Here is a 26,065-nt window from a genome sequence, read left to right as displayed (position 1 = left end):
CATTGAGCTCCTACGGAGCTCTGATGTGTTATTGTAATGCTACTACAAATATTTTGCTCCTCCGGAGCAGTGTCTGAAGAAATGCAAAATGAAATATTCGATAATTTTAATCAGTGTAATGTCAGCGTAAATCCGAGGAGCTACGTAGTAGCGAAATGTTTGTAGGGTGAAAAAATTAATTTCATTGGAGCTCCGTAGGAGCGATACTTCGATTTGTTTATAAAATTATGATAACGTCGTTAATTCTGAGGCAGAAAGTTTTTCGAAGCTGGAACCTGCGCCCCGGCCTGAGTGGAGCTCTTTTTATTTTTTACGTCGGGAAAGGATTGGGGGAAATAAAAAAGCGGGAACGGAGGGCGGATAAAGGCGCCCAAATAATTATTATTGATGAAAAGTGAACTCGAAAATTTAAAATTGTCAGTTTGTCTCAAAATCTTAACTTTGTGAACCTTAAAAAAATTATTCATTATTAATTTTCAATTCATAGAATGTTTTACGACCATCAGCAGATAGAAAAAAAGTGGCAGAAATACTGGGAAGACAATCAAACTTACAAGACTTCCGACTCAACTAATAAACCGAAATTTTACGTCCTCGATATGTTTCCGTATCCTTCCGGAGCAGGACTTCACGTGGGACATCCGCTCGGTTATATTGCCTCTGATATCTATGCGCGGTACAAAAGACATCAGGGTTTCAACGTCCTTCATCCGGTTGGCTACGATAGTTTTGGGCTTCCGGCGGAGCAATACGCCATACAGACAGGAACGCATCCAGCCATTACAACTGAACAAAATATAACGAGATATGAGGAGCAATTAAGAAAAATTGGTTTCTCATTCGACTGGAGCAGGGAAGTGAGAACTTCCGACCCTTCTTATTATAAATGGACACAATGGATTTTTATTCAGTTGTTCCATTCCTGGTATAATAAAAATGCGGACAAGGCAGAACCTATTGAAACTTTAATCAAGCATTTTGAGGAAAAAGGAAGCGAAGGATTAAATGCCAATCAAAATGAAGAACTGAATTTCACTGTAGAAGAATGGGAAAATGCTTCTGAAATTGATAAAGGCGCAATTTTATTGAATTATCGTTTAGCATACAGAGCGGAAACGACTGTGAACTGGTGTCCGGCTCTCGGAACAGTTTTGGCGAATGACGAAATAAAAGACGGAAAATCTGAAAGAGGTGGTTTTCCTGTTTTTCAAAAGAAAATGATGCAGTGGAGTATGAGAATTTCCGCCTATTCTGAAAGATTATTGCAAGGTCTTAAAACTTTGGATTGGCCACAGCCTTTAAAAGATTCTCAGGAATACTGGATTGGAAAATCTCAGGGTGCGCAAGTTAGATTTTCAACTGAAAATGGAGAAACAATTGAGGTTTTCACCACGAGACCTGATACAATTTTTGGTTCGACTTTTATGGTTTTGGCACCGGAAAATCCTTTGGTTCAAAATTTAACAACGGATGAGCAAGCAAAGGAAATCACCAATTATATAGAAGAAACTTCCAAAAAGACAGAACGTGATAGAATGGCTGACGTGAAAAATGTGAGTGGTGCTTTCACGGGAAGTTATGCAATCAATCCATTTACAGGGAAAAATATTCCGGTTTATATTTCGGATTATGTGTTGATGGGTTATGGGACAGGTGCTGTAATGGCGGTTCCTGCGCACGATGAGCGTGACCATAGATTTGCGAAGAAATTTAATCTGGAAATTATTAAGGTTGTGGAATCTGATGTGGATGTTCAGGAAGAAGCTTATGATTCTAAAGATTCGGTTTGTGTGAATTCCGATTTCCTGAATGGTCTTAATTATAATGATGCGAAAGCCAAAATCATCGCTGAAATCGAAAACAAAGGAATCGGTCACGGAACTACGAATTACAGACAACGTGATGCGATTTTCTCCAGACAAAGATATTGGGGCGAACCAGTTCCTATCTATTATAAGGAGGGAATGCCGTACACATTGCCAAATTCTGTTTTGCCTTTGGAACTTCCTGAGGTTGAAAAATATTTGCCAACTGAAGATGGCGATCCACCATTAGGGAATGCGAAAACTTTTGCTTGGGACGAGGCGAATCAAAAAGTGGTTGATACCGATTTGATTGATGATAAAACGGTTTTTCCATTAGAATTATCGACTATGCCGGGTTGGGCAGGAAGTTCTTGGTATTTCTTAAGATATATGGACCCGAATGATGATGAGGTTTTCTGTAAAAAAGAATTGTCAGATTATTGGGGACAGGTTGATTTGTATATTGGCGGAAGCGAGCATGCGACAGGACATTTGTTATATTCTCGTTTTTGGAATATGTTCTTAAAAGACAGAGGTTACATTGAGCAAAATGAGCCTTTCCAAAAGTTGATTAATCAAGGGATGATTTTGGGATATAGTGCATTGATTTTTAGAATTGATGGAACAAATAAAATTGTTTCTAAAAATTTAGCTAAAGATTATACAACTCAAAGAATCCCTGTTGATATTTCAATGGTAAAAGGAAATGATGAATTGGATGTTGAGGCTTTGAGAAATTGGCGACCGGAATTTAAGGATGCTGAATTTATTCTTGAAAATGGGAAATATATTGTTGAAAGAGAAGTTGACAAAATGTCGAAAAGAACTCACAATGTTGTCAACCCAGATGATATTTGTAATGAATATGGAGCCGATGGATTAAGGTTGTACGAAATGTTCCTTGGTCCATTAGAGCAATCCAAACCTTGGAACACGCAAGGTCTAAGCGGCGTCTATGGTTTCTTGAAAAAATTCTGGAATCTGTACTTTGATGGAGATAATTTCTCTGTTTCTGATGAAGAGCCAACTAAAGAAGAATACAAAGTGCTTCATACATTGATCAAGAAAGTAGTTTACGATATTGAGAATTTCTCTTTCAATACTTCTGTGTCTTCTTTTATGATTGCTGTGAACGAATTGCAGAAATTAAAATGTAATAAACGCAATATTTTGCAACCTTTGGCTGTTATTATCTCACCATATGCACCACATATTTGTGAAGAGGTATGGAATTTGCTCGGAAATAATGCTTCTATTGAATTTGAACCGTTCCCAACTCTTGATGAAAGCTATCTTGTTGAAGATGAGATAGATTATCCGGTAAGCTTCAATGGAAAGATGAAATTCAAAATCAAATTAGCTGCTGAATTGGGTAAAGAAGAAGTCGAAAAACTAATGATGGAGAATGATGACGTGAAGAAGTTTTTAGGAGATAAATCAGTTAAAAATTTCATATTCGTACCGAAGAAAATCATTAATATTGTTAGCTGATTTAAGAAAGCCTTGTGAAAGATTAAGAAAAATTATTATTCTCGCCATTGGAAATTATAGAAATTAAAATCATAATTTATGTATGACAAATTTGTATATCTTCCATTAATGTTTCCAAAAGAGATAATGAATTCATAAAAACACTGCTTCGATTTAATTAATAATTAAAATAAGCTGATTTAATAGATAAAAAAATTACAAGTCAAACAGAAAATAATTTTGCATTTTTCAAAAAATTGACTTTATTTTACACGATAAAATTTAACAATTATAATTTAGTTTTAATATGGAAATGAATGTTTCAAAAACAGACGAGCAAGTAGTTGCTAGAAAAAAGGGAGGTCTTAATCCTGCTATAATCATCCCAATTTTATTGGCTGTAGGTATTGCGATCTTTTTATTTGTATTAGGTAATCCTTCAAACTTTCAAGAAGATGCTCGTATTGCAGGCGCTCCTTCAGTAGCATTTGCTGACATCGAAAGTAAAGAACTTCATCCTCATGGATTGGGTGTTATCTATATGGGAGGAATACTTGTTCCTGTTTTGATCACTTTTATGATCATCGTTATCGTTTTTTCAATCGAGAGAGCTATCGTATTGAACAAGGCTTCAGGAAATGGAAATGTTGATAATTTTGTTGTAAAGATCAGAAGCTTGCTTAACAATAACAAAGTTGACGAGGCTTTAGAAGAGTGTGACAAACAACAAGGTTCTATCGGGAATGTTGTAAAAGAAGGTCTTACAACATACAAAGCTTTGGCTCATGATACTACTTTAGACAAAGAACAAAAAATGGCAGGTCTTAACAAAGCTATTGAAGAGGCTACAACTTTGGAGATGCCAATGTTAGAGAAAAACATGAATATCTTATCAACTCTTGGTACTGTTGCAACTTTGGTGGCACTATTGGGAACGGTAATCGGTATGATTCGTTCATTCCAGGCGTTAGGTGATGCAGGAGGAACTCCTGATGCTGCTGCTTTATCAATCGGTATCTCAGAAGCATTGATGAATACAGCCTTAGGTATTGGTACTTCTGCTGTTGCAATTATTCTTTATAACTATTTTACAGCTAAAATTGACGGTTTGACTTACAAGATTGATGAGATTTCCATGAGCATCCAACAATCTTTTGCTGAATTTCACTAAGAAATTGGGCATTTTATTAAAATGTATTTTTACATTTTAAATTTCATCAAAAAGTTAAATAGACAAAAATAATGGCGAGAATTAAACCAAAAAGACATGGTGTAGCTCTGGATATGACAGCAATGTGTGATGTAACATTCTTACTTCTTACATTCTTCATTATGACTACCCAGTTCAAAAAGCCCGATGTGGCACAGATAAAACCGCCTTCTTCTATATCAGAGAAGTTACTTCCTGATGCAAGTCTTATGACCGTAAGTGTTACTCCGGATGGTGTATTTTATTTTCAACCAGTAGATAATGGATCGGAAAAAATACAACTTTTAGATAAAATGGGACAAAAGTACAGAATGACTTTTACTAACCCGGAAAAAGCTGCATTTGCAAAAGTAGAAGCGATTGGCGTACCAATGAGTCAGCTTAAAAGTTATTTGAATCTGCCTGAAGATCAACAAAAAACTTACAAAGCAAAAGAAGGAATCCCTATGGATAGTACAAATAAGCAATTGATTGATTGGGTACAACAAAGTCTTGCCGTTAATCCTAACTACAAGTTAGCGATAAAAGGTGACGTAAGTACAAAATATCCGAAAGTAAAAAGCTTATTTGAAGGTTTGAGAGATATTGATTTTCTTAAATTTTGGTTGATAACATCACAAGAAGGTAAACCTGGAAATTAAATCATACAGAAATGGCAGAAGTACAAGTAAAAGAGGATAGCGGGAAAGGCGGCAAGGTCCGTTCGAAGAAGCATAATCCCCGAGTAGATATGACACCGATGGTTGATTTGAATTTCCTTATGTTGATGTTCTTCATGTTTACAACAACATTTAGTAAACCCAATGTAATGGATCTTGGTCTTCCGGCAAAACCGAAAAAAGATCAAAAACAACCAGATACAGAGATTAAATTAAGTAATTCAATTTCTGTGATCATAGGAAAAGACAATAAAGTATTCTATCATCAGCAAGACCAAGCAGGTCTTAATGATGCGACTCTTATGGAAACTACATTCGATAGAGAGGGAATTAGAAAAGTGATCGAGCAGGCAAAAGCTGGTGCAGCTGATAAGGATTTGTTTACAGTCATTATCAAACCAACAGACGATGCGGTATATAAGAATTTTGTAGATATTCTCGATGAAATGGCTATTACCAAAAATGAAAGATACGGTGTTACCGATATCAAGCCTTGGGAGTTAGCTATTTACAAAAAGAAAGTTGGAGAGTAATCTCTATACTACAATATCATATTTAAAATATCAAAAATGGCAGACGATAATTTGAAATACGATCTCAGTCTTGACGAGATAGTATTTGAAAATAGAAATAAAGAGTATGGTGCGTACGATCTTAGAACGGCGTATCCTAAGTTGCTTACAAGATCTTTCTTTATAGGAACGGCTTTTTTTCTTCTTCTTGCAATTTCGCCTCTTATTTATCTTAAGATTCAACAGATGAATGCTAGAGATAAAGTTGAGGTAGATGCAAAACTGGTAGATATATTGGATGAACAACCAATTATCGAGCAACCGAAGGAAGAAGAACCACCACCACCTCCTCCTCCAAAAGAAGAGGAAAAACAGGAAGTGATTCAGAATGTTGTTCCTGAGCCTAAAAAAGCTCCTAAGATTGAAACACCACCACCACCAATTACAAAACAATTGGAAACTACTACGGGGCTTCAGAATCAAGAAGGGGTTAAAACTCCATCTTACACGCCACCGCCACCGCCACCATCAACAGGGAAAGGTGTGGTTGCAGAAGTTAAACCTGTAACTAATGAGGTTTATGAGTCTGTGGATCAGAATGCAGAATTCCCTGGAGGAACCAATGCTTTCAGAAGTAAGTTCAGTAATAATTTTGATTCGGGAAGTTTGGAAGGAGAAGGAACCCTTAAAACAGAAATTACTTTCGTTGTAGAAAAAGACGGTTCTCTTACCCAAGTAAAAGCGACTGGTCCTAATTCAGATTTCAACAGAGAAGCAGAAGCTACTGTTAAAGGAATTAAAACTAAATGGACTCCAGGTAAAGTTAATGGACAGCCTGTAAGATCTAGATTTAGATTCCCAGTTACAATGAATTTCCAATAAGGATTTAATTTGTAATGGATTATATAAAAGAGAAGTTTTTATAACTTCTCTTTTTTTATTAGATTTGTGTTATGTTTAAATGGCTTTCTTTAATTGTAGGGTTTCTCTACATAGCGTTCGGGATTTTTATTATAGTTTATAGATACCTAAGTATCATAGAGTCTAATATAGCTTATCCACTAGGCGTTTTGCTAGTGGCTTATGGAATATTCAGATTCGTAAGAGCTATAATCGCGCTCAAAAATGATAATTAGAATGAAAAAAATATTCTTCCTGGTCATAGCAAGTTTTGCTATGATCTATTCGTGTTCAAAAGATAAGGAAATTGACAATCCTAATAAAGGAGAGATCACAGTAGAAACTGATGAGTCTTTCAAAAGTGTTGCAGAAGCTTTGGTTGAAAGATATACTGCGCTTAACCCAAAAACAAAGATCAACCTTGTTATCAAAAAAGAAGATCTTGGATTGCTGGATCTTCTAGATAAAAAGGCGAGGGTTGTTATAATGTCCAGAGAACTGTCCCCAAAGGAAAAAGAAGCTTATGATCAAAAGATAGACTTGCCTTGGAAACCTGCAAAATTTGCTGCCGATGCCGTACTTTTTGTTGTCCCAAAAGATTCGCCTTTGGAATCTATTTCTATGGATGAGATTTCTAATGAGCTTCAATCTGATAAAAAGCGTTTGATTTTTGATGGGACCAATTCCAGTAATCTTAATTTCATCGCTCAGAAATTTCAGAAAGACCCGGCTGATTTGAAATTTTCCATTATCAATGGAAATGAAAATGTGGCAGAGCAGCTAAAGAATTATCCCGACAAAATAGGCGTCATCAGCTATAATACGATTAGCCGTCCCTTTGGTAAGGAAGCGGAAAGACTAAGAAACGAGCTGAGAATCCTTAAAGTTATCAAGGATAATAAAGCTTATGATGTCTCTAATGAAAACTTGAAAAACATGTCCTATCCATTTACAAGGGTTTTATATTTTCTTACCAATGAAGCTTATTATGGTTTAGGAAATGGTTTCATTAGGTTTTCCTGCCAACAATTAGGTCAGATCGTTGTTGAAAAAGAAGGTCTACAGCCTTACAACCTCTTCAAAAGAGAGGCTCAAATGCGATAATCGTATTTTTAATATTTTTTTAACAAAAAAAACTTTGTATTATAAAATAATGGTCTGAATATTGCGAATCAAACCACTGTTAATATTTTTTAGAAATAATGAAAACCGACAATATAATGAATGTATCAAAAAAGATCGTTTTAACGGCTGCTATTGGATTTTTTGCAAATCTTTCCTTTGGGCAGTCTGTTCAAGATGGAATTAATTATGTAGATAGTCAAAAATATGCCAAGGCTAAACAAAATTTCACAGACCTAATTAACAAAGACCCAAAAGATGCTAGCAACTATTTCTATTTGGGAAACACTTACCTGACTCAATTTGATCCTAACTTCAACGAAGCACAAGATAATTTCAATAAAGGTCTTGCTGCCGATCCTAAAAGTTATTTGAACAAAATCGGTTTAGCGTCTGTTAAATTAGGAAAAGGAGATAAATCTGCAATTGCCGAAATCCAACAAATTGTAAAAGATTCTAAAGAAAGAGATGCTGAAGTTCTGTTCAGAGCTGGAGAAGCACTAACTCTTTTCGAAAAAAACAGTTCACCAGATCTGGCAATTACTTTCCTTAACAAAGCTGTAGAAAAAGCTCAAAAAAATGGCGTTCCGGCAAACTATTATTATTCTTTGGGTGATGCTTATAGACTGAAAAAAGATCCGGGCAATGCGATGTCTGCTTATGATAAAGCGCTTGAGGTGGCAAAAAGCAAAGCATCTGTTTATACGAGAATGGGAACACTTTGGATGGCTGCGCAAAGATGGCAGCAGGCAAAAGAGAATATTGACAAAGCAATTGCCGTTGACCCAACTTATGCGCCGGCTTACAAGGCTTTAGCTGGTTTCAATATCAAATATCAAAAGAATGCTGAAGCTACTCAAAACTTGATCAACTATACAAAATATGCGGATGATGACCCATATACAAAATTGGAGATTGCAAAACTTTACTTCACAAACGAAGATTTTGCTAATGCAAAAACGACATTAGATTCGGTTTTTGATAAAGTTGATGATCCCATCAAATATAGATTAAGAGCTTACATCCAATACGGAGATGGAGATTATACCGGGGCTCAACAAAACATTGAAACATTTTTATCAAAGGCTGAAAAAAGTAGAATCCAGCCTTCTGATGAAGGTTTACAAGGGCTGATTGCGGCAGGTATGGCCAAAGATGAAAAGGATGCTGCGAAGAAGGCACAGTTGGAAGCAATTACTCAACAAAAAATTGCTTTCGCAAAGGCTGCAAAAGATGAAACGCTTAAATGGGATGAGGAACTTGCAAAAGTAAAAGGAGGAATCAACTCTGCTTCTGTTGACCAAGGTCCGACTTCCCCGGAAATAGAGGCACTTAAAAAGAAAATCGTAGAAAACCCTAGCGATACAGATTCACTTTACAAATTGGCAACAGAATATCAGAATGTTCAAAACTGGAATGGAGCTGTCCTTACTTGGGGGAAAATGATTTCTGCTCTACCGGATTGGGCACCGGCATATTATAGCCAAGGTTATGCTTATCAGCAAGCTAAGAATAATGATATGGCAAAAGCTTCTTATGAGAAATTCATTTCTCTTGTAAAACCAGCAGAGATCGAAGCTAGCAAACCAAGCTTAGGTTATGCCTATTTCTTTATTGCATTTATGGAGAAAGATACTGATCCTGAAAAGGCAAAGCAAGATGTTGCGAAATCTTTGGAATATGAACCAACATACCAGGATGCGATCAATCTTCAGAAAGCTTTGAATAAATAATTTAAGTTACTAGATATGAATACTTCCCAACCCTGAAAGTTGGGAAGTATTGTTTTTAGTAAATTTGTACAAAATATTTTGATTATGAAATGTGATATCCTGGCAATAGGAGCGCATCCGGATGATGTAGAATTAGGGTGTGGAGGAACTATTATAAAATTGATCTCTGAAGGAAAAAAAATCGGTATTATTGATTTGACCGAAGGCGAGTTGGGAACAAGGGGAACTGCACAAACCAGAGCCGTTGAGGCATCAGATGCTGCAAAGATCTTGGGAATAGGTGTTCGGGAGAACCTAAAATTGAAAGATGGATTCCTTAATAATTCAGAAGAATATCAATTGAAAGTAGTTGAGAAAATAAGAAAATATAAGCCCGAAATTGTATTAGCTAACGCAATAGACGATCGTCATCCTGATCATGCAAAAGCTGCAAAATTAATATCTGATGCTTGTTTTTTATCTGGGTTAAAGAAAATTGAGACATTCGATAATAATGAATTGCAAGAAGTATGGCGTCCGAAACATATTTTTCATTATATCCAGTGGAAAAATATAGAACCGGATTTCGTAATTGATATTACAGGTTTTCTGGATAAAAAAATAGAAGCTTGCCTGGCTTATAAGACACAATTTTATAACCCAGAATCCAATGAACCTATTACACCAATCGCAACAAAGGATTTCCTGGAGAGCTTGACTTATAGGGCTCAAGATCTGGGAAGACTTTCCGGAGTAGAATATGCGGAGGGTTTTACAACAGAAAAATTAATTGCAATCAAAAATTTTGAGGGAATAGTTTGCAATTAAATGATAAAATGCTATATTTGCACACGCAAAAACGGTGATTGTAGCTCAGTTGGTTAGAGCGCCGGATTGTGGTTCCGGAGGTCGGGGGTTCGAGACCCCTCATTCACCCACATTGAAACGCATTCTTATTTAGAATGCGTTTTTTTATTTGAGAATGTTTCGTTATTTTTATATTTTAATAAACATATGAAGCATAACAACAATTTTGATTTTCTAAGATTCTTGTTTTCATTTTTAGTTGTTATTGGACATTCTATAATTTTAAGTGGCAAACCTGAATTTTGGAATGACTTTTTAGCAGCAATGCCAAATTACAGTGTTTATTCATTCTTTGTTATTAGTGGATTTTTAATATACTCAAGTTTCGAAAGACTGAATGATATTAAAAAATACATTAGAAATAGACTCAAAAGAATATTGCCTGCTTATATTTTTATAGTTATTTTTTTTTCGGTCTTTTTATTTATTTTTTCATCAACTGATATTACCAATTATTTTTCCAAAGATTGGATAAAATATTTAGGAGCTAATCTCGTCTTTGCAAATTTTCTAAAGCCTTGTATCCCTTTCGTTTTTACAGGTAATCCTGAGTGTGCTGTGAACGGTTCTTTATGGACAATAAAAGTAGAGATCATGTTTTATGCCTTTGTGCCGATCTTATATTATTTTCTGGCTGGGAAATCTTTGAAAACAAAAAATTTAATTCTTTTAATATTGTATTTGTTGTCTTTTACCTATGGCTATTTTGTAGGGAAATATTATAATTATGAGATGGCAAAACAATTTCCAGGAAGTTTGATATATTTTGTAAGTGGTATGTTTTTGTATTTGAATCTTGATTTTTTTAAAAATAATAAAACAATATTATTACCTGTTGCAATTATATTGGGTGTTTCAGAGTTATATTTTTTACCAATCACATTGGTTTTTCCATTTGCTTTATCAATTGTGATCATATGGTTTGCTTTTACAAGTATCCCGTTGAAAAATTTTGGAAAATATGGAGATTTTTCTTACGGTATGTACCTGGTTCATTTTCCGATCATTCAGATATTTGTACAGCAAGGGATTTATGATAAATATTCTTTTTTTGGCCTTACTGCGAGTTATATTGTGGTTATTTTATCCTCTGTCTTAATTTGGAAATTTATAGAAAGCCCTTTTCTGAGGAAAAAATTGCTAAAATAAATGATAGCATTTGCTATAAAATTATTTTAATATACCAATCTTGAGCATGAGGAAGAAAGCTTATTTTTTTATTTTTTCGCTTTATATATTAACAGCCATCTATTTCCTTAAAAAGGATATAGTATTGGAATATGAATGGATGCTAATAATGGATGATTTTTCCAAATATGGATATGATTATAGATTATTTGGAATGCCAACTGCCTACATGCCTCCGTTTTATCCGTATTTTCTATTGTTTTGCAGTAAAACTTTAGGTAATTACTGGTTGCAAATTGTCTGTATCATTCAAGGAACAATAGTATTTCTCTCATCATATTGGATGTTTAAAGGTATATTTGGTGAAAAAATAAATTCTACGACCATAATATTGGCGTATTGTTCGGTTATTTTTTTTCCTCCACTTCTAGTCGGAACTTATAAAATAAGTTCTTTTGCCTTCTCATTGAGTGTAATGCTAATTTTTTTTACAATTTTACATAAAATATATGAACATCGGCTGGCAAATAAAAAACAACTTGTATATCTATTGATGGTTTCTGTCATAGGCATGTATTTGAGATATGAATTTATATTTATAATTATTTTATCTGCCCTGGTTTTTTATTTTCGGGGCAAAATATCATTTAAAAAATTTATATCATCATTAGTCATTTTATTCATTATATATTTGCCTTGGTGTATAAGGAATTATATTGAAATCGGTACATTTACTTATTCCACATCATTTAATTTCAATTTTGCTAAAGGATATAATGAAAAATATGATACAAATATTATTTTCAATAATCCTTATTCTCCAGAATTGAAAAAAATCCTTACAAATAAAACGCTTTCCGAGATGTTTACTAATGAAAAGGATATGAATGACTATTTGAGGAGACTTAATCAGGATTTTATCAGTGAAAATCCTGAGTTATTTATAGAACTGACCGGAAAGAAATTGTTAATTAATCTAACTCAGTATTTTCCAGGTTATGAAGGTATTAATAGATTTAAACTTTACTTTGCATATAGTTTTTATATGATAACCTTTCAGACTTTTTTGATTTTTGCAATCAGGAAGAAATTCCGCAAGAATAAGAAAGATTTTCTTCTATACGGTACGGCAATTTTTTATATGTTTTTTGTCTTATTCTATGTAGTGGCACCATTACCCAGATACCTACTATTGTTCTATCCTATTTTTACTGCGGTAATATTGCATAGTTTTTATGATGATATCCAAAAAAGATTATTAAGAAAAACAAAACTAAAAAATCACATCTTATGATGTGATTTTTTAGTTTTGTTAAACTTCATCGTCAGAGTCTATTGTAAAAGATTTTGATTTGAAGTCTTTGTCATGCCTTTCAGAGATAACATCTTCGCCTTTTTGCTGAATGATGAAGTCTGTAGATTCATTGAATAGTTCTTGGAAACTTTTGAAGTCTTCTTTGTAAAGATAGATCTTATGTTTTTCAAAAGTTGCTTCGCCATTTTCCCCGAAATTCTTCTTACTTTCTGTAATGGTTAAATAATAGTCACCTGCTTTTGTCTCTCGCACATCAAAGAAATACGTTCTTCTGCCTGCTTTCAACACTTTAGTGAAAATCTCATTCTCATGTCGTTCTTTAAATTCACTCATCGTTAAATATTTTTTAGAAATCTGTATTAACAAATATAACAGAATTCTCGGGAATTCAAAATGTTTTGTTAAAAAAAAGTGTTAAATACGTTTTTTTCTTAAAATTTTGATAAAATTTCAAATGGTTTTGTGCCGAAATTAATTTAGATATAGAATTTCATCTGCACGTTTCGCACTTGATTCTCTGTGGGTTATTATGATGGAAGTTGTAGTTTTGATATCGTTGTCGATATTCTGTAAGATGTTTTCTTCTGTTTCCGTATCAAGTGCGGAAAGACAGTCGTCAAAAATTAAAATATTGGGTTGCTTTATCATCGCCCGGGCAATGCAAATTCTCTGCTTCTGCCCGCCAGAAAGCATTACACCACGTTCACCTACCATGGTTTGGTATTGTTCTTTGAACTCCTCGATATTTTTATGGACATCCGCTTTTTTCGCCATTTCTACTACCAAGCTTGGATTTGGCTTGTCAATAGCAAATCCAATATTGTTTTCAATTGTATCAGAAAATAGATAACTTTCTTGTGGGGTGTAGCCAATTTTGTCTCGGTAAAGTTTCAGATTGTGCATTTTTAAGTTTTTTCCATCAATAAGGATTTCTCCCTCATCAGGGTCGATCAAACGGCAAAGAAGTTGCGCAATTGTTGACTTTCCACTTCCCGTTTTACCCATTATTGCAAGCGATTTCCCGGCATCGATTTTAAAACTCAGGTTATCGATTGCTTTGATGCCAGTATTTGGATAAGTATAACTTACGTTTCGAAACTCTATTTCGCCATCTATTGGGTAAACTTCATGATTTGTATTTACGATTTCTGATCTCAGATCCAGGAATTCATTTACACGTTGCATACTTGCTTCTGCTCTTTGGTTTACAGATGTTACCCAACCTAACATTGAGAAAGGGAAAATCAACATATTGATGTACATGAAGAAGTCTGCAATAGTCCCCACGCTCATTTCCCCGGCAATATACTTTTGACCTCCAATATAAAGAATAGCTACGTTTAAAAGTCCGATAACGAAAATGATGATCGTGAAAAAATAAGCTTCTGTTCTTGCCAGGTCAAGTGCTTTGTCCTGATAATCTTTAACTTTGACTCCGTAATTTTTTTCAATATATCTTTCTTTACTAAAGAACTTTACAACACGGATTCCCGAAAAACTATCCTGTACAAAAGTCGAGATTCCGGATTGGCTTTTCTGCATCACCTTCGATTTCTTGTTGATGATATCGCTTACTTTATAAATGCCGTAAGAGAGAATAGGAAGAGGTATCAACGTCCAAAGTGTCATCTGCAGATCTGTCATGAACATATAAACACTGGTAATGATCAGTAAAATGATTAGGTTGACGACATACATTACTCCGGGGCCAAGATACATCCTGATAGCGACAACATCTTCGCTAAGACGATTCATGAGGTCGCCTATTGTAGTCTTTTTGTAGTCAGTAACAGATAATTCCTGATAATGGGTATAAATCTTATTCTTCAGTTCATATTCTATTCTTCTGGATGCCACAATGATGGTTTGTCTCATCATAAAAGTGAAAAAGCCTGATAGGAGAGAGCAGCCGATCAGGATTCCCGAATTGATGAAAATTACTCTGAAGTATATCCAGTTATTCTTGACATTATCAATGATATTAAGGTCAGAAGATAGGTTTAATGTTGAATAATTCTTCTCGATAATATTGATGGTCTGTCCGATATATTGGATTTTGTAGATCGCAAAAAAGTTGCTCAGAATAATAAATAAAAATCCCCAGAAAAGTAAGACGCGATGTTTCCAGAAATATGGATTCAGTGTTTTTAAAGCTTTCATTTTTCAAACTTTGATTTTCCAAAGCCAATGCAAAATTAATGATTTAAAATTTCAGAAAAGACTTTAAAATAAGTTTTGAGATTTCTTAACAAATGATAAGATATTTAAAAATTGAGGAGGCATGGAAAATTGACATTTATCATTAATTTTGTACTCGAAAAATCTAAAAAATGAATCCAAAACCTAAATACGATGTTGTACTGATTGGTGGTGGGATAATGAGTGCTACATTGGCGACAATGTTACACGAGTTCGACCCTGATCTGGAGATTGCCATTTTCGAAAGACTGGAAAAAGTAGCCAAAGAAAGTTCGTCTGCATGGAACAATGCTGGAACAGGACATTCGGCATTCTGTGAGCTGAATTACACGCCGGAGAAAGAAGGCAAAATCGATATAAAAAAAGCAGAATATATTGCTGAACAGTTCGAGGTTTCCAAGCAATTCTGGTCTTATCTGGTCAATAAGGGCATCATTGATAATCCTAAAGAATTCATCAATTCTTGTCCCCACATGAGTTTTGTTTTCGGGGAAAAGGATGTGAAATTCCTCAGGAAAAGACACGAGGCTCTACAAAAATCCCCATTGTTCCAAGGGATGGAATATTCCGACGATCACAAAAAGCTAGCAGAATGGGTTCCATTGATGATGCAGAAAAGAATGGCAACCGATCAGCTGGCTGCTACCAAGATGGACCTGGGAACTGATGTGGATTTCGGAAAGTTGACTGTAAAACTGATAGAACATCTGAACAAAACAGAATCTGTAGAGGTTTTCACCTATCATGAAGTAAAGGATATCGATGCAGACGGACACGGAAGTTGGAACTTAAAAGTGAACGACAGGAAAAACCTTCATAAGCAGACCGTGAATGCAGACTTTGTGTTCATTGGGGCTGGCGGATATGCTTTGCCGTTATTGGAGAGTTCCGGTATCGAGGAAAGTAAAGGTTACGGCGGTTTCCCAATAAGTGGACAATGGCTGGTAAGCACAAATCCGGAACTGGTGGAAAAACATAATGCGAAAGTCTATACCCAGGCTACGGTTGGTGCACCTCCAATGTCTGTCCCTCATCTTGATCTCAGAATCATCGATGGTAAAAAAGCACTTCTATTCGGCCCTTTTGCAGGATTCTCGACCAAGTTCCTAAGAGAAGGAAGTTATCTCGACCTTCCGGAAAGTGTTAATTTTAAAAACATCCGATCATTATTCGGGGTTTGGTGGCACAATATGCCTTTGACCAGATATCTGATCCAACAAGTAACGATGAACAAATCTCAAAGAATGTCACATCTGAGAGACTTTGTGACCGATGCCCAGGAAAAAGACTGGGAACTGAAACAGGCCGGGCAAAGAGTACAAATCATCAAGAAAGACCGTTTTGAAGGTGGAAGATTGGAGTTTGGGACAGAGGTTGTTGTGAACAAGGATAAGAATATCGCATCGCTTTTGGGGGCATCTCCTGGTGCCAGTACATCTGCATTTGCAATGATCATGGTTTTGGAAAATTGCTTTGCAGATAAACTTAAAACAGACTGGAAAGACAAGCTTGTGGAGATGGTCCCAAGCTATGGTAAAAAATTAGCTGAACATCCGGAACTGATCCAGCAGATCAGAGCGTATTCTAAAGAAAAATTAGAATTGGAATATTAATTTTTGAACTCAATAAAAAATGAGTGAAACGATTGTAAAACCTTATATTGCAGAAGGGCTTCTTGAGAAGGTCAAGTCTGAAATTGTTGAAGAAAAACAGGTGATTCTACATTGCTGTTACAAATCGGAGTTTTTTCTTGAAGAGAAAATCAGGATATGGTCTTCCACTTATCTGGTTGACAGGCAATCTGAGCATGTTTCCAAACTTGTTCATTTTGAAAATATCAGCCTTTTTCCAGAATGGACGGATGTGCCTTTTGGAAAAGAATATTGGTTTACATTAGTGTTCTCGGGATTGCCAAAAAGTTGCAAGATATTTGATTTTATAGAACTTATTCCACAAAATGATGGGTTTTTCCAGGAAGGAATCGTTAGAAATTCCTCGGATGTTTATAAGATCAGATTAGATATGTAAATAAATAAAGGTTCAGAATTTTCTGAACCTTTTTATTTTTAAGAAAGTTTTTGCATCTCTTGCTTTATTTTTTCCTGAAGACCTTCTGAAGCCAGAACCAAAGGAAGTCTTAAGTAGTTTTTGATGATTCCTTTTTCTGCAAGAATAGTTTTCACACCACAAGGATTGCCTTCTGCAAAAATCAGTCTGGTGATCTCTACCAAAGAATTGTGAATCTTGTAAGCCTCATCAACTTCTCTTTTAAGGGCCAGTTTTACCATTGTTGAGAATTCTTTTGGATAAGCCTGGCCGATCACAGAAATTACACCATCCCCACCAGCCAGAGTTACTGGCAAAGTATATTCGTCATCGCCAGACATCAGGGAAAAATTCTCAGGTTTTTGTCTCAAAATGTCAAAGTATTGAAGGATATTTGGAGCAGCTTCCTTTACCATGAAAAGATTTGGAAATTCCTTTGCCAATCTTAGTGTTGTGGAAGCCTCTACGTTTTGCCCGGTTCTTCCCGGAACATTGTAGATGATGATTTTCTCACCGGTTTCAGCCAAAGCTTTGTAGTGCTGATAAAGTCCTTCCTGATTTGGTTTGTTGTAATAAGGAGAAACAGAAAGTACCGCATCGAAATCTGACAGGTCAGTTTCTTTGATCTGTTGTACAACCTCGGAAGTGTTATTCCCCCCAATTCCAAGAACTAGAGGCAATCTGTTGTTGTTTATTTTTGTGATGTGTGCGATCACCTTTTCTTTTTCTTCCTTCGAAAGAGTTGCAGCTTCCGCCGTAGTCCCAAGAACAACCAGAAAATTGGTACCGTTGTCTATATTGTAATCGATTAATTTGGTAAGAGAATCAAAATCTACAGAGAGATCTTCATTGAAAGGTGTTACTAAAGCTACACCTACGCCTTTTAGCTGACTCATTTTTATTTGAATAATTAAATTTATCAAATTTAATTTATTTTAATAAATTCACAAATATTATATTTGTCATTATTTAGTCTTTCCAGCCTAAAACACTCATTTCAGAAAATTGAAGAATGCCGTATAACACAATAAAAAGAATATTACCGAAAGATTTTTTAATAAAGAATGAAACCTTTTTCAGAAAAATAATTTATCTCTATTATATTGGTAATTCTTATCACTGTCCGATTTGTGATAAATCATTCCGGAAATTTCTACTGAATCAACGTGGGGAAAAATTATGCCCAAGCTGTGGAAGCATGCCTAGAGACAGACGGCTTTTTTCAGAATTCAAGAAAGAATACTCAGGTAAGAATGTTATTAAGTTATTGGATTTTTCCCCTTCCAGGTCCTTATACAGAAGACTTAAAAAATCTAAGAATATCCAATATTTTCCCACCGATCTTTCTACGGATTTCATAGCGGAGTACCAATATGATATTACAGACATTCCTGTAGAAGAGGGCTTTTTCGATTATATTTTCTGCTATCATATTTTGGAACATATAGAGAATGATGCAAAGGCGATGTCCGAACTGTACAGAGTTCTGAAAGACGATGGAAAGGTATTCGTGCAAACGCCCTTCAAAGAAGGTGAAATATATGAAGTTCCTGAAGCAAAGACAGATGAGGATAGATTGAAGTACTTCGGACAGGCAGATCACGTTAGGCTTTATTCTGTAAAAGGTTTGGCGGAAAGATTGGAAAAGGCTGGTTTTACTGTGACCATCAAGACCTTTGATCAAGATGACGGTCTGGGTTCCTCTAAAAAAGATACCATTTTACTTTTGAATAAAAAATAACGACCCCATTTCATTGACCAATAATTAATTAGTTGGTTTAGAAGCCTTAAAATCATTAGATTTGTATTCCTATTTTCTTTCAATGAAAAATAAAATTTTTGGATTCGGAATCATTGGATTGCTTTTGATCGGATGTAAAACGCCGCTCAATATTACAAACATCCATACCGAAAAAAACATTTACATTACCAGTCAATTACAAGACGACAAGGCGATGGATGCCGTTATCCAACCGTATAAAAACGAGCTGGAAGGTAAGATGAACACCAAAATCTCCCATACCAATGTAGAGCTTAATAAATCCGGAGATAATAGCAATCTCGGAAACCTTTTGGCGGATTATACTTTCGAAGGTGCAGATGAATGGGCAAAGAAAAATAACCTTCCGCCAATAGATGCTGCTGTAATCAACATTGGCGGAATTAGAAATATAATTCCGAAAGGAGACATTACTCTGAAAAATATTTATGAAGTGATGCCCTTCAATAATGAAATTGTAATTGTAAAAATGTCCGGAAAGGTTATTGATGGTATGTTCCAATATTATTTAAAAACGCAGCAGAATAACCCGGTTTCTCATATGATAATAGAAACAGACGGAGGAAATATGATATCGAAAAAGCTTATCAACGGCAAAGCAATTGATGTAAACAAAACCTATTATATTGCAACATCGGATTATTTAGCTTTGGGAGGAGATAATATGTTTTTCTTCAGCAAAGGCGAAATGATTCCTACAGGCATCAAGATGCGTGACCTGTTTCTGGAAAAATTTAAACAGAACCCAGAAGTTTCTGCGCCTGATGACGTCAGATTGATCTTTAAAAATAAAAAAGTGCAGGAATAATGAAAAGAAAAGAATTTCTGAAGTGTGTAGGAGGCGGGAGTCTCGCTTTGACATTAGCACCTAATCTTTTGTTAGCGGAACAATTTGACATATTGAAAAAAGAATCTGCACACAAGCTGACAATTTTGCATACCAATGATCAGCACAGCAGGATTGAACCTTTTGCCGATTCGTTTAAAAGCAATCCCAATCAGGGCGGATTTGCGAGAAGAGCATCCCTGATCAAAAAAATAAGGAGTGAGGAAAAAAATGTTTTGCTTTTGGATTCGGGAGATATTTTCCAGGGAACACCATATTTCAATTTTTTTGGAGGAGAGTTGGAATTTAAATTAATGAGTATGATGCAATATGATGCATCTACAATGGGAAACCATGATTTTGATAATGGGTTGGAAGGTTTTTTGAAAGTGTTGCCAAATGCGAAATTCCCTTTCATCTGTTCCAATTATGATTTTAAAAATACTATTTTAGATGGGAAGACAGAATCCTATAAAATCTTCAACAAAAATGGGATCAAAGTAGGAATTTTTGGAGTTGGAATAGAGCTGAATGGTCTTGTAGGAAAAAAGAACTATGCAGAAACCATTTATCATGATCCGATAGAAATTGCACAACACTATTCTGATTTTTTAAAGAAGGAAAAAAAATGCGATTTAGTGATTTGCCTTTCCCATATTGGGTTCGAGTACAATGATCAACCAAATAAAATATCGGATAAACATCTGGCAGCAAAAACTTCCGGGATAGATTTGATTTTAGGTGGACATACCCATACTTTCCTTCCAGAACCTCTAACTTTTCAGAATAGGGAGAGTAAGAATGTTATTGTAAATCAAGTAGGATGGGCAGGGATTTTATTGGGAAGATTGGATTTTTATTTCGACAAAAATAGGGATGTAAAAAATATTTCGTGGAATAATCAGTTAATAGATGAAAGCATAATAGTCTAGATGAAGAAAATTTTATTATTTATATCAGTTTTTATAACTCTTATTGCTCAGGCTCAGTCTAGTAAGTGGAGCGATCTTTTCTCTTATAATAATGTAAAAGTGATAAGAGAAGATGGGGATAGGCTCATCGCTGCTACAGGAAGTGGCATTTTTTATTATTATCCATCTACCGGAGAAATTAAAAAATTGTCAAAAGCCAATGGCCTGCATGACGTAAAAATATCTGCTTTTGATTATAATGCTGCTACCCAAACGGGAGTAGTTGGCTATGAAAATGGATCGCTGGATGTGATAACTCCTAATGGGATTTTCCTGATAGTGGATATTCCTTTGTCAGCCAATGTCAACAAAAGAGTCAATCATATTTCCATTAATGGTGATAGAGCAGTAATATCTACTGGCTATGGAGTCTCTATTTTTAATATTTCCAAGAGAGAATTTGGCGATACTGCCTTTTTTTCTACGGGAGGAAGTTATGAAGGTGTAAATTCTGCAGTAATAAAAGATAATACAGTATATGTTGCAACGAATCTGGGACTGAAACGACATGAGATCAACTCAACTTTTGCCATATATTCTGAATGGAATGTGAGTCCTAATTTGGTACAGACTGGTACTTTCAAAAAGATTGATGCTGCAAATATTGTTGCTTTTGCAACAAACAACGACGTCAGATATGGTACAGGAAACAGTTTTTCTACCATTTCTGGCTTTACCAATATTCAAGATGTTAGAGTTACGGATAACCAAATTATTGTAACAGATAATACCCAGGTTCATATCTATGGAACAAATGGTATCAGGCAAAAAACATTCGATGCGGGAGAAGATATAAATACAGCCTTACTTTACAATAATAACCTGTTTACAGGAACTATGCTTTCCGGGATTTTTAATGAACAGAAAAATAGTCTCAAGCCTGATGGTCCGTACAACAACCAATCTTATAAATTATCTTTATTGAATGGGGAAATATGGGTTTCGACAGGTGCAAGATCAGAATATAATCAAATGCAGCCTCCATACTTAGGCTATTATCATTATAACGGGAGTAACTGGATATATCCAGAATTTTTCAGGACAAATAATCAATTTAATATATTGGATGTCGTACCGAATCCATCTAACCCATCCGAGGTTTTCTTTTGTAATTATTTTTTCTCTGGGCAAAGAGGAATTTATAAAATGGTAAATGACCAATTTGTAAAACAATACATATTCAATGCTTCACAAGGCGTTAGTGACCTGCCTATTGGTTGCACTTTTGATGATAGAAATACTTTGATGTGTTCTGCAAGTTTTATCAATGGTAATGTTTCCGGAACAGGATTTTATTATTACGATAGAAGTGTGGATAATTTTGTTGTAAATAATCTTAGAGTCTCAAATGGCGGACAGAAACCAATGACAAAAGATGGTGTTTTATACATCCCGATTCCAAGGATAACGGGACTCATCATGTATGATTATAACAATACGATCAGTTCAACTTCGGATGACAAGTTTAAATTACTTGCCAATACCAATAATATTCCGGAAGGAGGAGTTGTGTCTACTGCTATTGATAAAAATGATGATCTTTGGATCGGTACGGCAATAGGGCTTAGGGTTCTTTCAAATCCAAAATCGGCAATATTAGAAGATAATCCGCAAGCAGATAATATCATAATAGAGGAAAATGGATTGGCAGAAGAATTATTCAGAGATGCCAATATTTTACAGATCACAGCAGATTCTGGTAATCAAAAATGGGTCTCTGTAGACGGAGGAGGTGTTTTTTATATGAGTCCCAATGGAGATAAAACCATTTATCATTTTACAAAATCCAACTCTCCATTGCCCAATGACAGTGTAACAGATATTCAAATAGATGAGAGAACAGGAAAGGTTTACTTTGCAACCATAGATGGCATTATGGTCTATCAGGGTGACGTTACCGAGGTTACGTCCAACTTTGGAAATGTATTGGTATATCCCAATCCGGTAGTATATTCTCAATACAAAGGTAATGTGAGAATAAGAGGATTAGCACAAAAAACCAACATCAGAATTACAGATGCGGCGGGTAACCTTGTACATTCTGCAGTTGCAAATGGTGGTTATTTTGAATGGAATCTCAACAATAAAAGAGGCGTGAGAGTAGCGTCCGGAATCTATTATGTCCTAATGACCAATGAAGATGGTACAGATACTGCAACGGCGAAAATTGCGGTGGTAAACTAATGAAATGACACAAGAAGTTTTCTTATTGTCCTATACAAAATATGGAGATCACGATGCTGTTCTCCATTGTTTTTGTAAAAAAAACGGGTTCGAAAGTTTTTTTGCAAAAGGAATCTATGCTCCAAAAAATAAGAAGAAAGCCTTTCTTTTTCCATTGAATGAATTGATACTTTACACATCAGACCAAAAAAAAAATATTCGGAATGTTACCAAAATAGAGCAAAAAAATTCTGAGCTTTTCACATCAGACATTCGGAAAAACTCGATTCTGTTTTTTATTTCCGACCTCTTGAACCAGGTTTTGAGAAACGAAAATCAGAATCAGGATATTTATTCGGAAATTTCTATTTTCCTGAATCAGCTGCAAATGGATAATTTCCAATCTCATCTCATATTCATTTTTAGACTTTTGAAGCAACAGGGTCTGCAGCCTCTGTTTTCGGATAATGATTTCTTAAACCCGGAATCTGGAAATTTTGAAGAACGAGAAACGCATCACTTTTTCGATAAAGATATTTCCTCAATCTGGAAGAAATTGATTATTTCCCACGATCCATACGATATAAAATTAAGCAGGGTAGGAAAACAAAACTTCCTGGATTCTATCTTGGTTTATTTTCATTACCATTTTACAGATTTTCGAGAACCGAGATCACTGGAGATTATCAAAGAAATTTTTTAAATCATGATCATCAAAGCCACAGAAAAAGATATCCCCACAATTCAGGATCTGGCAAAAAGATCTTGGAATTTTGCTTATGCCAATATTCTCCAACAAGAACAAATTGATTATATGTTGGATCTGATGTATTCTGATGATGCCATTGGCATTCAATTGGAAAATCCAAATTTCCAGTATTATCTAATTAAAGAAGATGGATTATTCTCAGGTTTTATTGGCTTCGAGTTTCATCAGGAACCGGAAACTACAAAACTCCACAGGATCTATTTTTTGAGGGAAGCGCAAGGAAAAGGGTTGGGGAAAGAAGCTTTGGAATTTGTCATCAATGAAGCCAAAAAAGCAAATGATATAAGGGTGACGCTAACGGTCAATAAAAATAATCAGGCTCAAAATTTTTACAGATCCCAAGGTTTCAAAATCTATGATGAGGCTATTTTTGACATCGGAAACGGTTATGTGATGGATGATTATTTGATGGAATATATCATCAATAAAAATAACGTTTAGCATTTGCAACCTTCGCAGATGCTATTTTTGTAATTGGGTTTTCGTCGATTTAAAACCATTGAAAATGAATGGATGATGAACAACTTTGAAACTTTAGATTTTAATTTTTACAGTAAGGCTTAAGGAGTTTTGCTTAAATATTGGTTCTAAGTTAATTATGAAATCAAAAATATTTCAAATATCAATTTCCTAAAACAGTATTATGAAGGCATTAATTCTTAGTAAAATTTAACTGAACTTATCCTTAAGTATTATTAATAAACGGATAATGATTCATTAAAGTTCTATCCCGCGCATAATTTTAGATTTGTCGCAGAACGAAATCAAGCAAGTGCCTGATAGTAATTTTTCTTCATATACTATTTTTAAATTTAGAAAGCCGGCTATTTATAGTTGGCTTTATTATTAATAGTACACAATATAAGTTTATACTAAACGCTCTAATTCTAAAACTCTCCAAACTTATGCAGTTTTTTGTAGTAATTTTATGATTATATTAATTTAAATATTATCAAGATTATAATGAATTTTTTAACTTTGTTAGAAACAATCAAGACCATGAAAAAAAATCTCTCTGTTTTTCTACTTGCTTTTTCGGTTTTTATGAATGCACAGATATGGACAGACGAAAACTTCGAGTCTTCTGATTTATCTGCCGAATGGAATAATTTAAGTGGTTCGGGTGTATGGAGTAATAATGTTTTTACTGTTGGTAATTTAGCTGGTATTCCTTGTAATGGTGCTAACACAATTTACAAAAATCTTAAGTATAATTCTTCACTTGATAATGGTCTTTGGTACTTGGTTTATACTTCGCCTTTCACTTCAAATGGCAGAGATCTCAGTTATTCTTTTCAGTATCTTGCTTCAGGAGATATAAATGGGTATATTGGTGCTGAATATTCTATTGACAATGGTCTTACGTATAATACCCTTCTACCTACAGTTACATTATCAGGGACATCAATACCGTGTACTACTGTCTCTGGAATTATTCCTGCAGCAGCAGTTCCAGCTGGTTCCCCATTCAAGTTTAGAATAAGAATGTGGAAATATCAAGTTAGTTATGTTGTAAATTATTATATGGGTATTGATAATTTTAAACTTAGCCAAACAATTGATTCTCCACCTTCTTGCACATCGCTGAAAACTCCAACTGTTTCTGGAACGGAAACAGTTGTTGATTACACAAATGCGGAGTTTAGATGGGCTAAAGTCCCAAATGCTAGGAGCTATAGACTAAAAGTAGGAACTACGTCTGGTGGATCGGAAGTTTATAGTGAAAATCTCTATAATTTATATTATAAAAGGCTCAATTTACCACAAAACAAAATTTTATATGCATCTGTTACTCCTTTTAACGATATTGGTGAGGCTACCGCATGTCCGGAGATTAATTTTCAAACCAATGGAATAGGCAGTTTATTATACTGTACAGGAAGTACAAGCCAAGAAAGTGGATTGAAAATAAAAAAAGTACAACTATCAAAGACAATAACTAGTACTCACAGTATTATAATGGAAAATAGCTCCACCTCATTAGATGGGTATGAAAATTTTACCTCAATAATCACAAATATGCCTAATGAACTAGGAATAATATATTTTGTTGATGTTTATAGTAGTGCTGTTAATTCAACTTTATCTGATTATAAAGCATATATGTGGATTGATACGGATCATAATGGATTTTTTGATGATGGCTTATATACTATTCCTGCATATTCTGGTGGCGCTTATGGAAATTGGCGTCTTGGTTTTTCCCTTCCTGTTTCTATTTTACAAGGAAATACCCGAATGAGAATTCGTATAGACAAATCTGCTGAAATGAACTCTGTAGCAACTCCCTGTGGAATTGGTGAGTATGGGCAGGTAGAAGATTATACCTTAAATGTTATCCAAACAGATCTTGGAGTGGTTGAAAATGAAAAAAAAAAAATATCCCTATATCCTAACCCATTTCATGATGTGCTAAGACTCTCGGATACGAAAGACATTAAGTCGGTTGTCGTTTCAGATTTTTCAGGAAGAATTATTAAAACGTTAATTCCAAGTAAAGAATTAGATCTTTCAGCATTACAATCTGGAATATATATGATTTCTCTAAATATGCAAGATGGAAGTGTTAGAATAATAAAAGCAATCAAAAATAATTGAAAGTAATTTTAGA

22 protein-coding genes and 1 tRNA gene are annotated in these 26,065 nt (G+C 34.8%); 20 read left to right on the top strand and 3 right to left on the bottom strand.

The window, feature by feature from the left end:
* Nucleotides 1–488: 488 nt before the first annotated feature.
* The 11 genes from leuS (at nt 489) to K319_RS0110690 (ending at nt 12,679) form a co-directional block, all read left to right on the top strand.
* Complete coding sequence (gene leuS / locus K319_RS0110745) at nt 489–3,296, top strand: leucine--tRNA ligase (RefSeq protein WP_027383672.1); 2,808 nt, start codon at nt 489–491, stop codon at nt 3,294–3,296.
* A 286-nt stretch (nt 3,297–3,582) separates the two neighbouring features.
* Nucleotides 3,583–4,446 (top strand): MotA/TolQ/ExbB proton channel family protein, encoded by an 864-nt coding sequence (locus K319_RS0110740; RefSeq protein WP_027383671.1) that lies wholly within the window; start codon nt 3,583–3,585, stop codon nt 4,444–4,446.
* A gap of 71 nt (nt 4,447–4,517) precedes the next feature.
* Nucleotides 4,518–5,126, top strand: coding sequence for an ExbD/TolR family protein (locus K319_RS0110735; RefSeq protein ID WP_027383670.1), 609 nt, complete (start codon nt 4,518–4,520; stop codon nt 5,124–5,126).
* Nucleotides 5,127–5,137: 11 nt separating this feature from the next.
* The gene (locus K319_RS0110730) at nt 5,138–5,677 is read left to right on the top strand and encodes an ExbD/TolR family protein (RefSeq protein WP_027383669.1); all 540 of its coding nucleotides are present in this window, start codon (nt 5,138–5,140) and stop codon (nt 5,675–5,677) included.
* Nucleotides 5,678–5,713: 36 nt separating this feature from the next.
* Nucleotides 5,714–6,538 (top strand): energy transducer TonB, encoded by an 825-nt coding sequence (locus K319_RS0110725; RefSeq protein WP_027383668.1) that lies wholly within the window; start codon nt 5,714–5,716, stop codon nt 6,536–6,538.
* A gap of 255 nt (nt 6,539–6,793) precedes the next feature.
* Nucleotides 6,794–7,660, top strand: a complete 867-nt coding sequence (locus K319_RS0110715) for a PstS family phosphate ABC transporter substrate-binding protein (RefSeq protein ID WP_027383666.1) — start codon at nt 6,794–6,796, stop codon at nt 7,658–7,660.
* A 116-nt stretch (nt 7,661–7,776) separates the two neighbouring features.
* The gene (locus K319_RS0110710; protein ID WP_235696102.1) at nt 7,777–9,411 is read left to right on the top strand and encodes a tetratricopeptide repeat protein; all 1,635 of its coding nucleotides are present in this window, start codon (nt 7,777–7,779) and stop codon (nt 9,409–9,411) included.
* Nucleotides 9,412–9,495: 84 nt separating this feature from the next.
* The gene (gene bshB1, locus K319_RS0110705; RefSeq protein ID WP_027383664.1) at nt 9,496–10,218 is read left to right on the top strand and encodes a bacillithiol biosynthesis deacetylase BshB1; all 723 of its coding nucleotides are present in this window, start codon (nt 9,496–9,498) and stop codon (nt 10,216–10,218) included.
* 33 nt (nt 10,219–10,251) lie between these two features.
* Nucleotides 10,252–10,327: transfer RNA gene (locus K319_RS0110700), tRNA-His, on the top strand.
* A gap of 77 nt (nt 10,328–10,404) precedes the next feature.
* Nucleotides 10,405–11,406 (top strand): acyltransferase family protein, encoded by a 1,002-nt coding sequence (locus K319_RS20205; RefSeq protein ID WP_051230614.1) that lies wholly within the window; start codon nt 10,405–10,407, stop codon nt 11,404–11,406.
* A gap of 46 nt (nt 11,407–11,452) precedes the next feature.
* Entirely contained in the window at nt 11,453–12,679 is a 1,227-nt protein-coding gene (locus tag K319_RS0110690; RefSeq protein ID WP_027383663.1) for a hypothetical protein, read from the top strand.
* Nucleotides 12,680–12,697: 18 nt separating this feature from the next.
* Here the strand turns inward: K319_RS0110690 and K319_RS0110685 are convergent, their stop codons facing one another.
* Both K319_RS0110685 and K319_RS0110680 read right to left on the bottom strand, forming a co-directional pair.
* Nucleotides 12,698–13,033, bottom strand: a complete 336-nt coding sequence (locus K319_RS0110685; RefSeq protein ID WP_027383662.1) for a DUF3276 family protein — start codon at nt 13,031–13,033, stop codon at nt 12,698–12,700.
* A 138-nt stretch (nt 13,034–13,171) separates the two neighbouring features.
* Nucleotides 13,172–14,860 carry an ABC transporter ATP-binding protein gene (locus K319_RS0110680; RefSeq protein WP_027383661.1) on the bottom strand — a complete coding sequence of 563 codons (1,689 nt, stop codon included), beginning with the start codon at nt 14,858–14,860 and terminating at the stop codon, nt 13,172–13,174.
* 170 nt (nt 14,861–15,030) lie between these two features.
* Between K319_RS0110680 and mqo the strand changes: the two genes are divergently transcribed.
* Together mqo and K319_RS0110670 are read left to right on the top strand one after the other, a co-directional pair.
* Nucleotides 15,031–16,512, top strand: coding sequence for a malate dehydrogenase (quinone) (gene mqo, locus K319_RS0110675; RefSeq protein ID WP_027383660.1), 1,482 nt, complete (start codon nt 15,031–15,033; stop codon nt 16,510–16,512).
* 19 nt (nt 16,513–16,531) lie between these two features.
* The gene (locus tag K319_RS0110670; RefSeq protein WP_027383659.1) at nt 16,532–16,927 is read left to right on the top strand and encodes a hypothetical protein; all 396 of its coding nucleotides are present in this window, start codon (nt 16,532–16,534) and stop codon (nt 16,925–16,927) included.
* 38 nt (nt 16,928–16,965) lie between these two features.
* Here K319_RS0110670 and dapA read toward each other — a convergent pair whose 3' ends face one another.
* Nucleotides 16,966–17,841, bottom strand: a complete 876-nt coding sequence (dapA, locus tag K319_RS0110665) for a 4-hydroxy-tetrahydrodipicolinate synthase (RefSeq protein ID WP_027383658.1) — start codon at nt 17,839–17,841, stop codon at nt 16,966–16,968.
* Between the two features lie 116 nt (nt 17,842–17,957).
* On the opposite strand from dapA, the gene K319_RS0110660 reads away from it, so the two are divergent.
* From K319_RS0110660 to K319_RS0110630, 7 genes are all read left to right on the top strand, one after another.
* Nucleotides 17,958–18,686 carry a methyltransferase domain-containing protein gene (locus K319_RS0110660; protein ID WP_027383657.1) on the top strand — a complete coding sequence of 243 codons (729 nt, stop codon included), beginning with the start codon at nt 17,958–17,960 and terminating at the stop codon, nt 18,684–18,686.
* Nucleotides 18,687–18,768: 82 nt separating this feature from the next.
* Nucleotides 18,769–19,533 carry a 5'-nucleotidase C-terminal domain-containing protein gene (locus K319_RS0110655; RefSeq protein WP_027383656.1) on the top strand — a complete coding sequence of 255 codons (765 nt, stop codon included), beginning with the start codon at nt 18,769–18,771 and terminating at the stop codon, nt 19,531–19,533.
* Entirely contained in the window at nt 19,533–20,483 is a 951-nt protein-coding gene (locus K319_RS0110650) for a bifunctional metallophosphatase/5'-nucleotidase (protein WP_027383655.1), read from the top strand. Before K319_RS0110655 ends, K319_RS0110650 begins: the two co-directional genes overlap by 1 nt.
* A complete protein-coding gene (gene porZ, locus K319_RS0110645; protein ID WP_027383654.1) occupies nt 20,484–22,706 on the top strand; it encodes a type IX secretion system anionic LPS delivery protein PorZ in 2,223 nt (740 codons plus the stop codon).
* A gap of 4 nt (nt 22,707–22,710) precedes the next feature.
* Complete coding sequence (recO, locus tag K319_RS0110640) at nt 22,711–23,388, top strand: DNA repair protein RecO (protein WP_027383653.1); 678 nt, start codon at nt 22,711–22,713, stop codon at nt 23,386–23,388.
* A 3-nt stretch (nt 23,389–23,391) separates the two neighbouring features.
* Complete coding sequence (locus K319_RS0110635; protein WP_316930928.1) at nt 23,392–23,895, top strand: GNAT family N-acetyltransferase; 504 nt, start codon at nt 23,392–23,394, stop codon at nt 23,893–23,895.
* Nucleotides 23,896–24,417: 522 nt separating this feature from the next.
* A complete protein-coding gene (locus K319_RS0110630; protein ID WP_084403436.1) occupies nt 24,418–26,052 on the top strand; it encodes a GEVED domain-containing protein in 1,635 nt (544 codons plus the stop codon).
* Nucleotides 26,053–26,065: the final 13 nt, after the last annotated feature.

It is taken from the genome of Epilithonimonas caeni DSM 17710 (genome assembly GCF_000426465.1).
Lineage (GTDB): Bacteria > Bacteroidota > Bacteroidia > Flavobacteriales > Weeksellaceae > Epilithonimonas > Epilithonimonas caeni.
The sequence above is the reverse complement of the archived record's forward strand: the minus strand, read 5'-3'. Positions and strand labels throughout refer to the sequence as shown.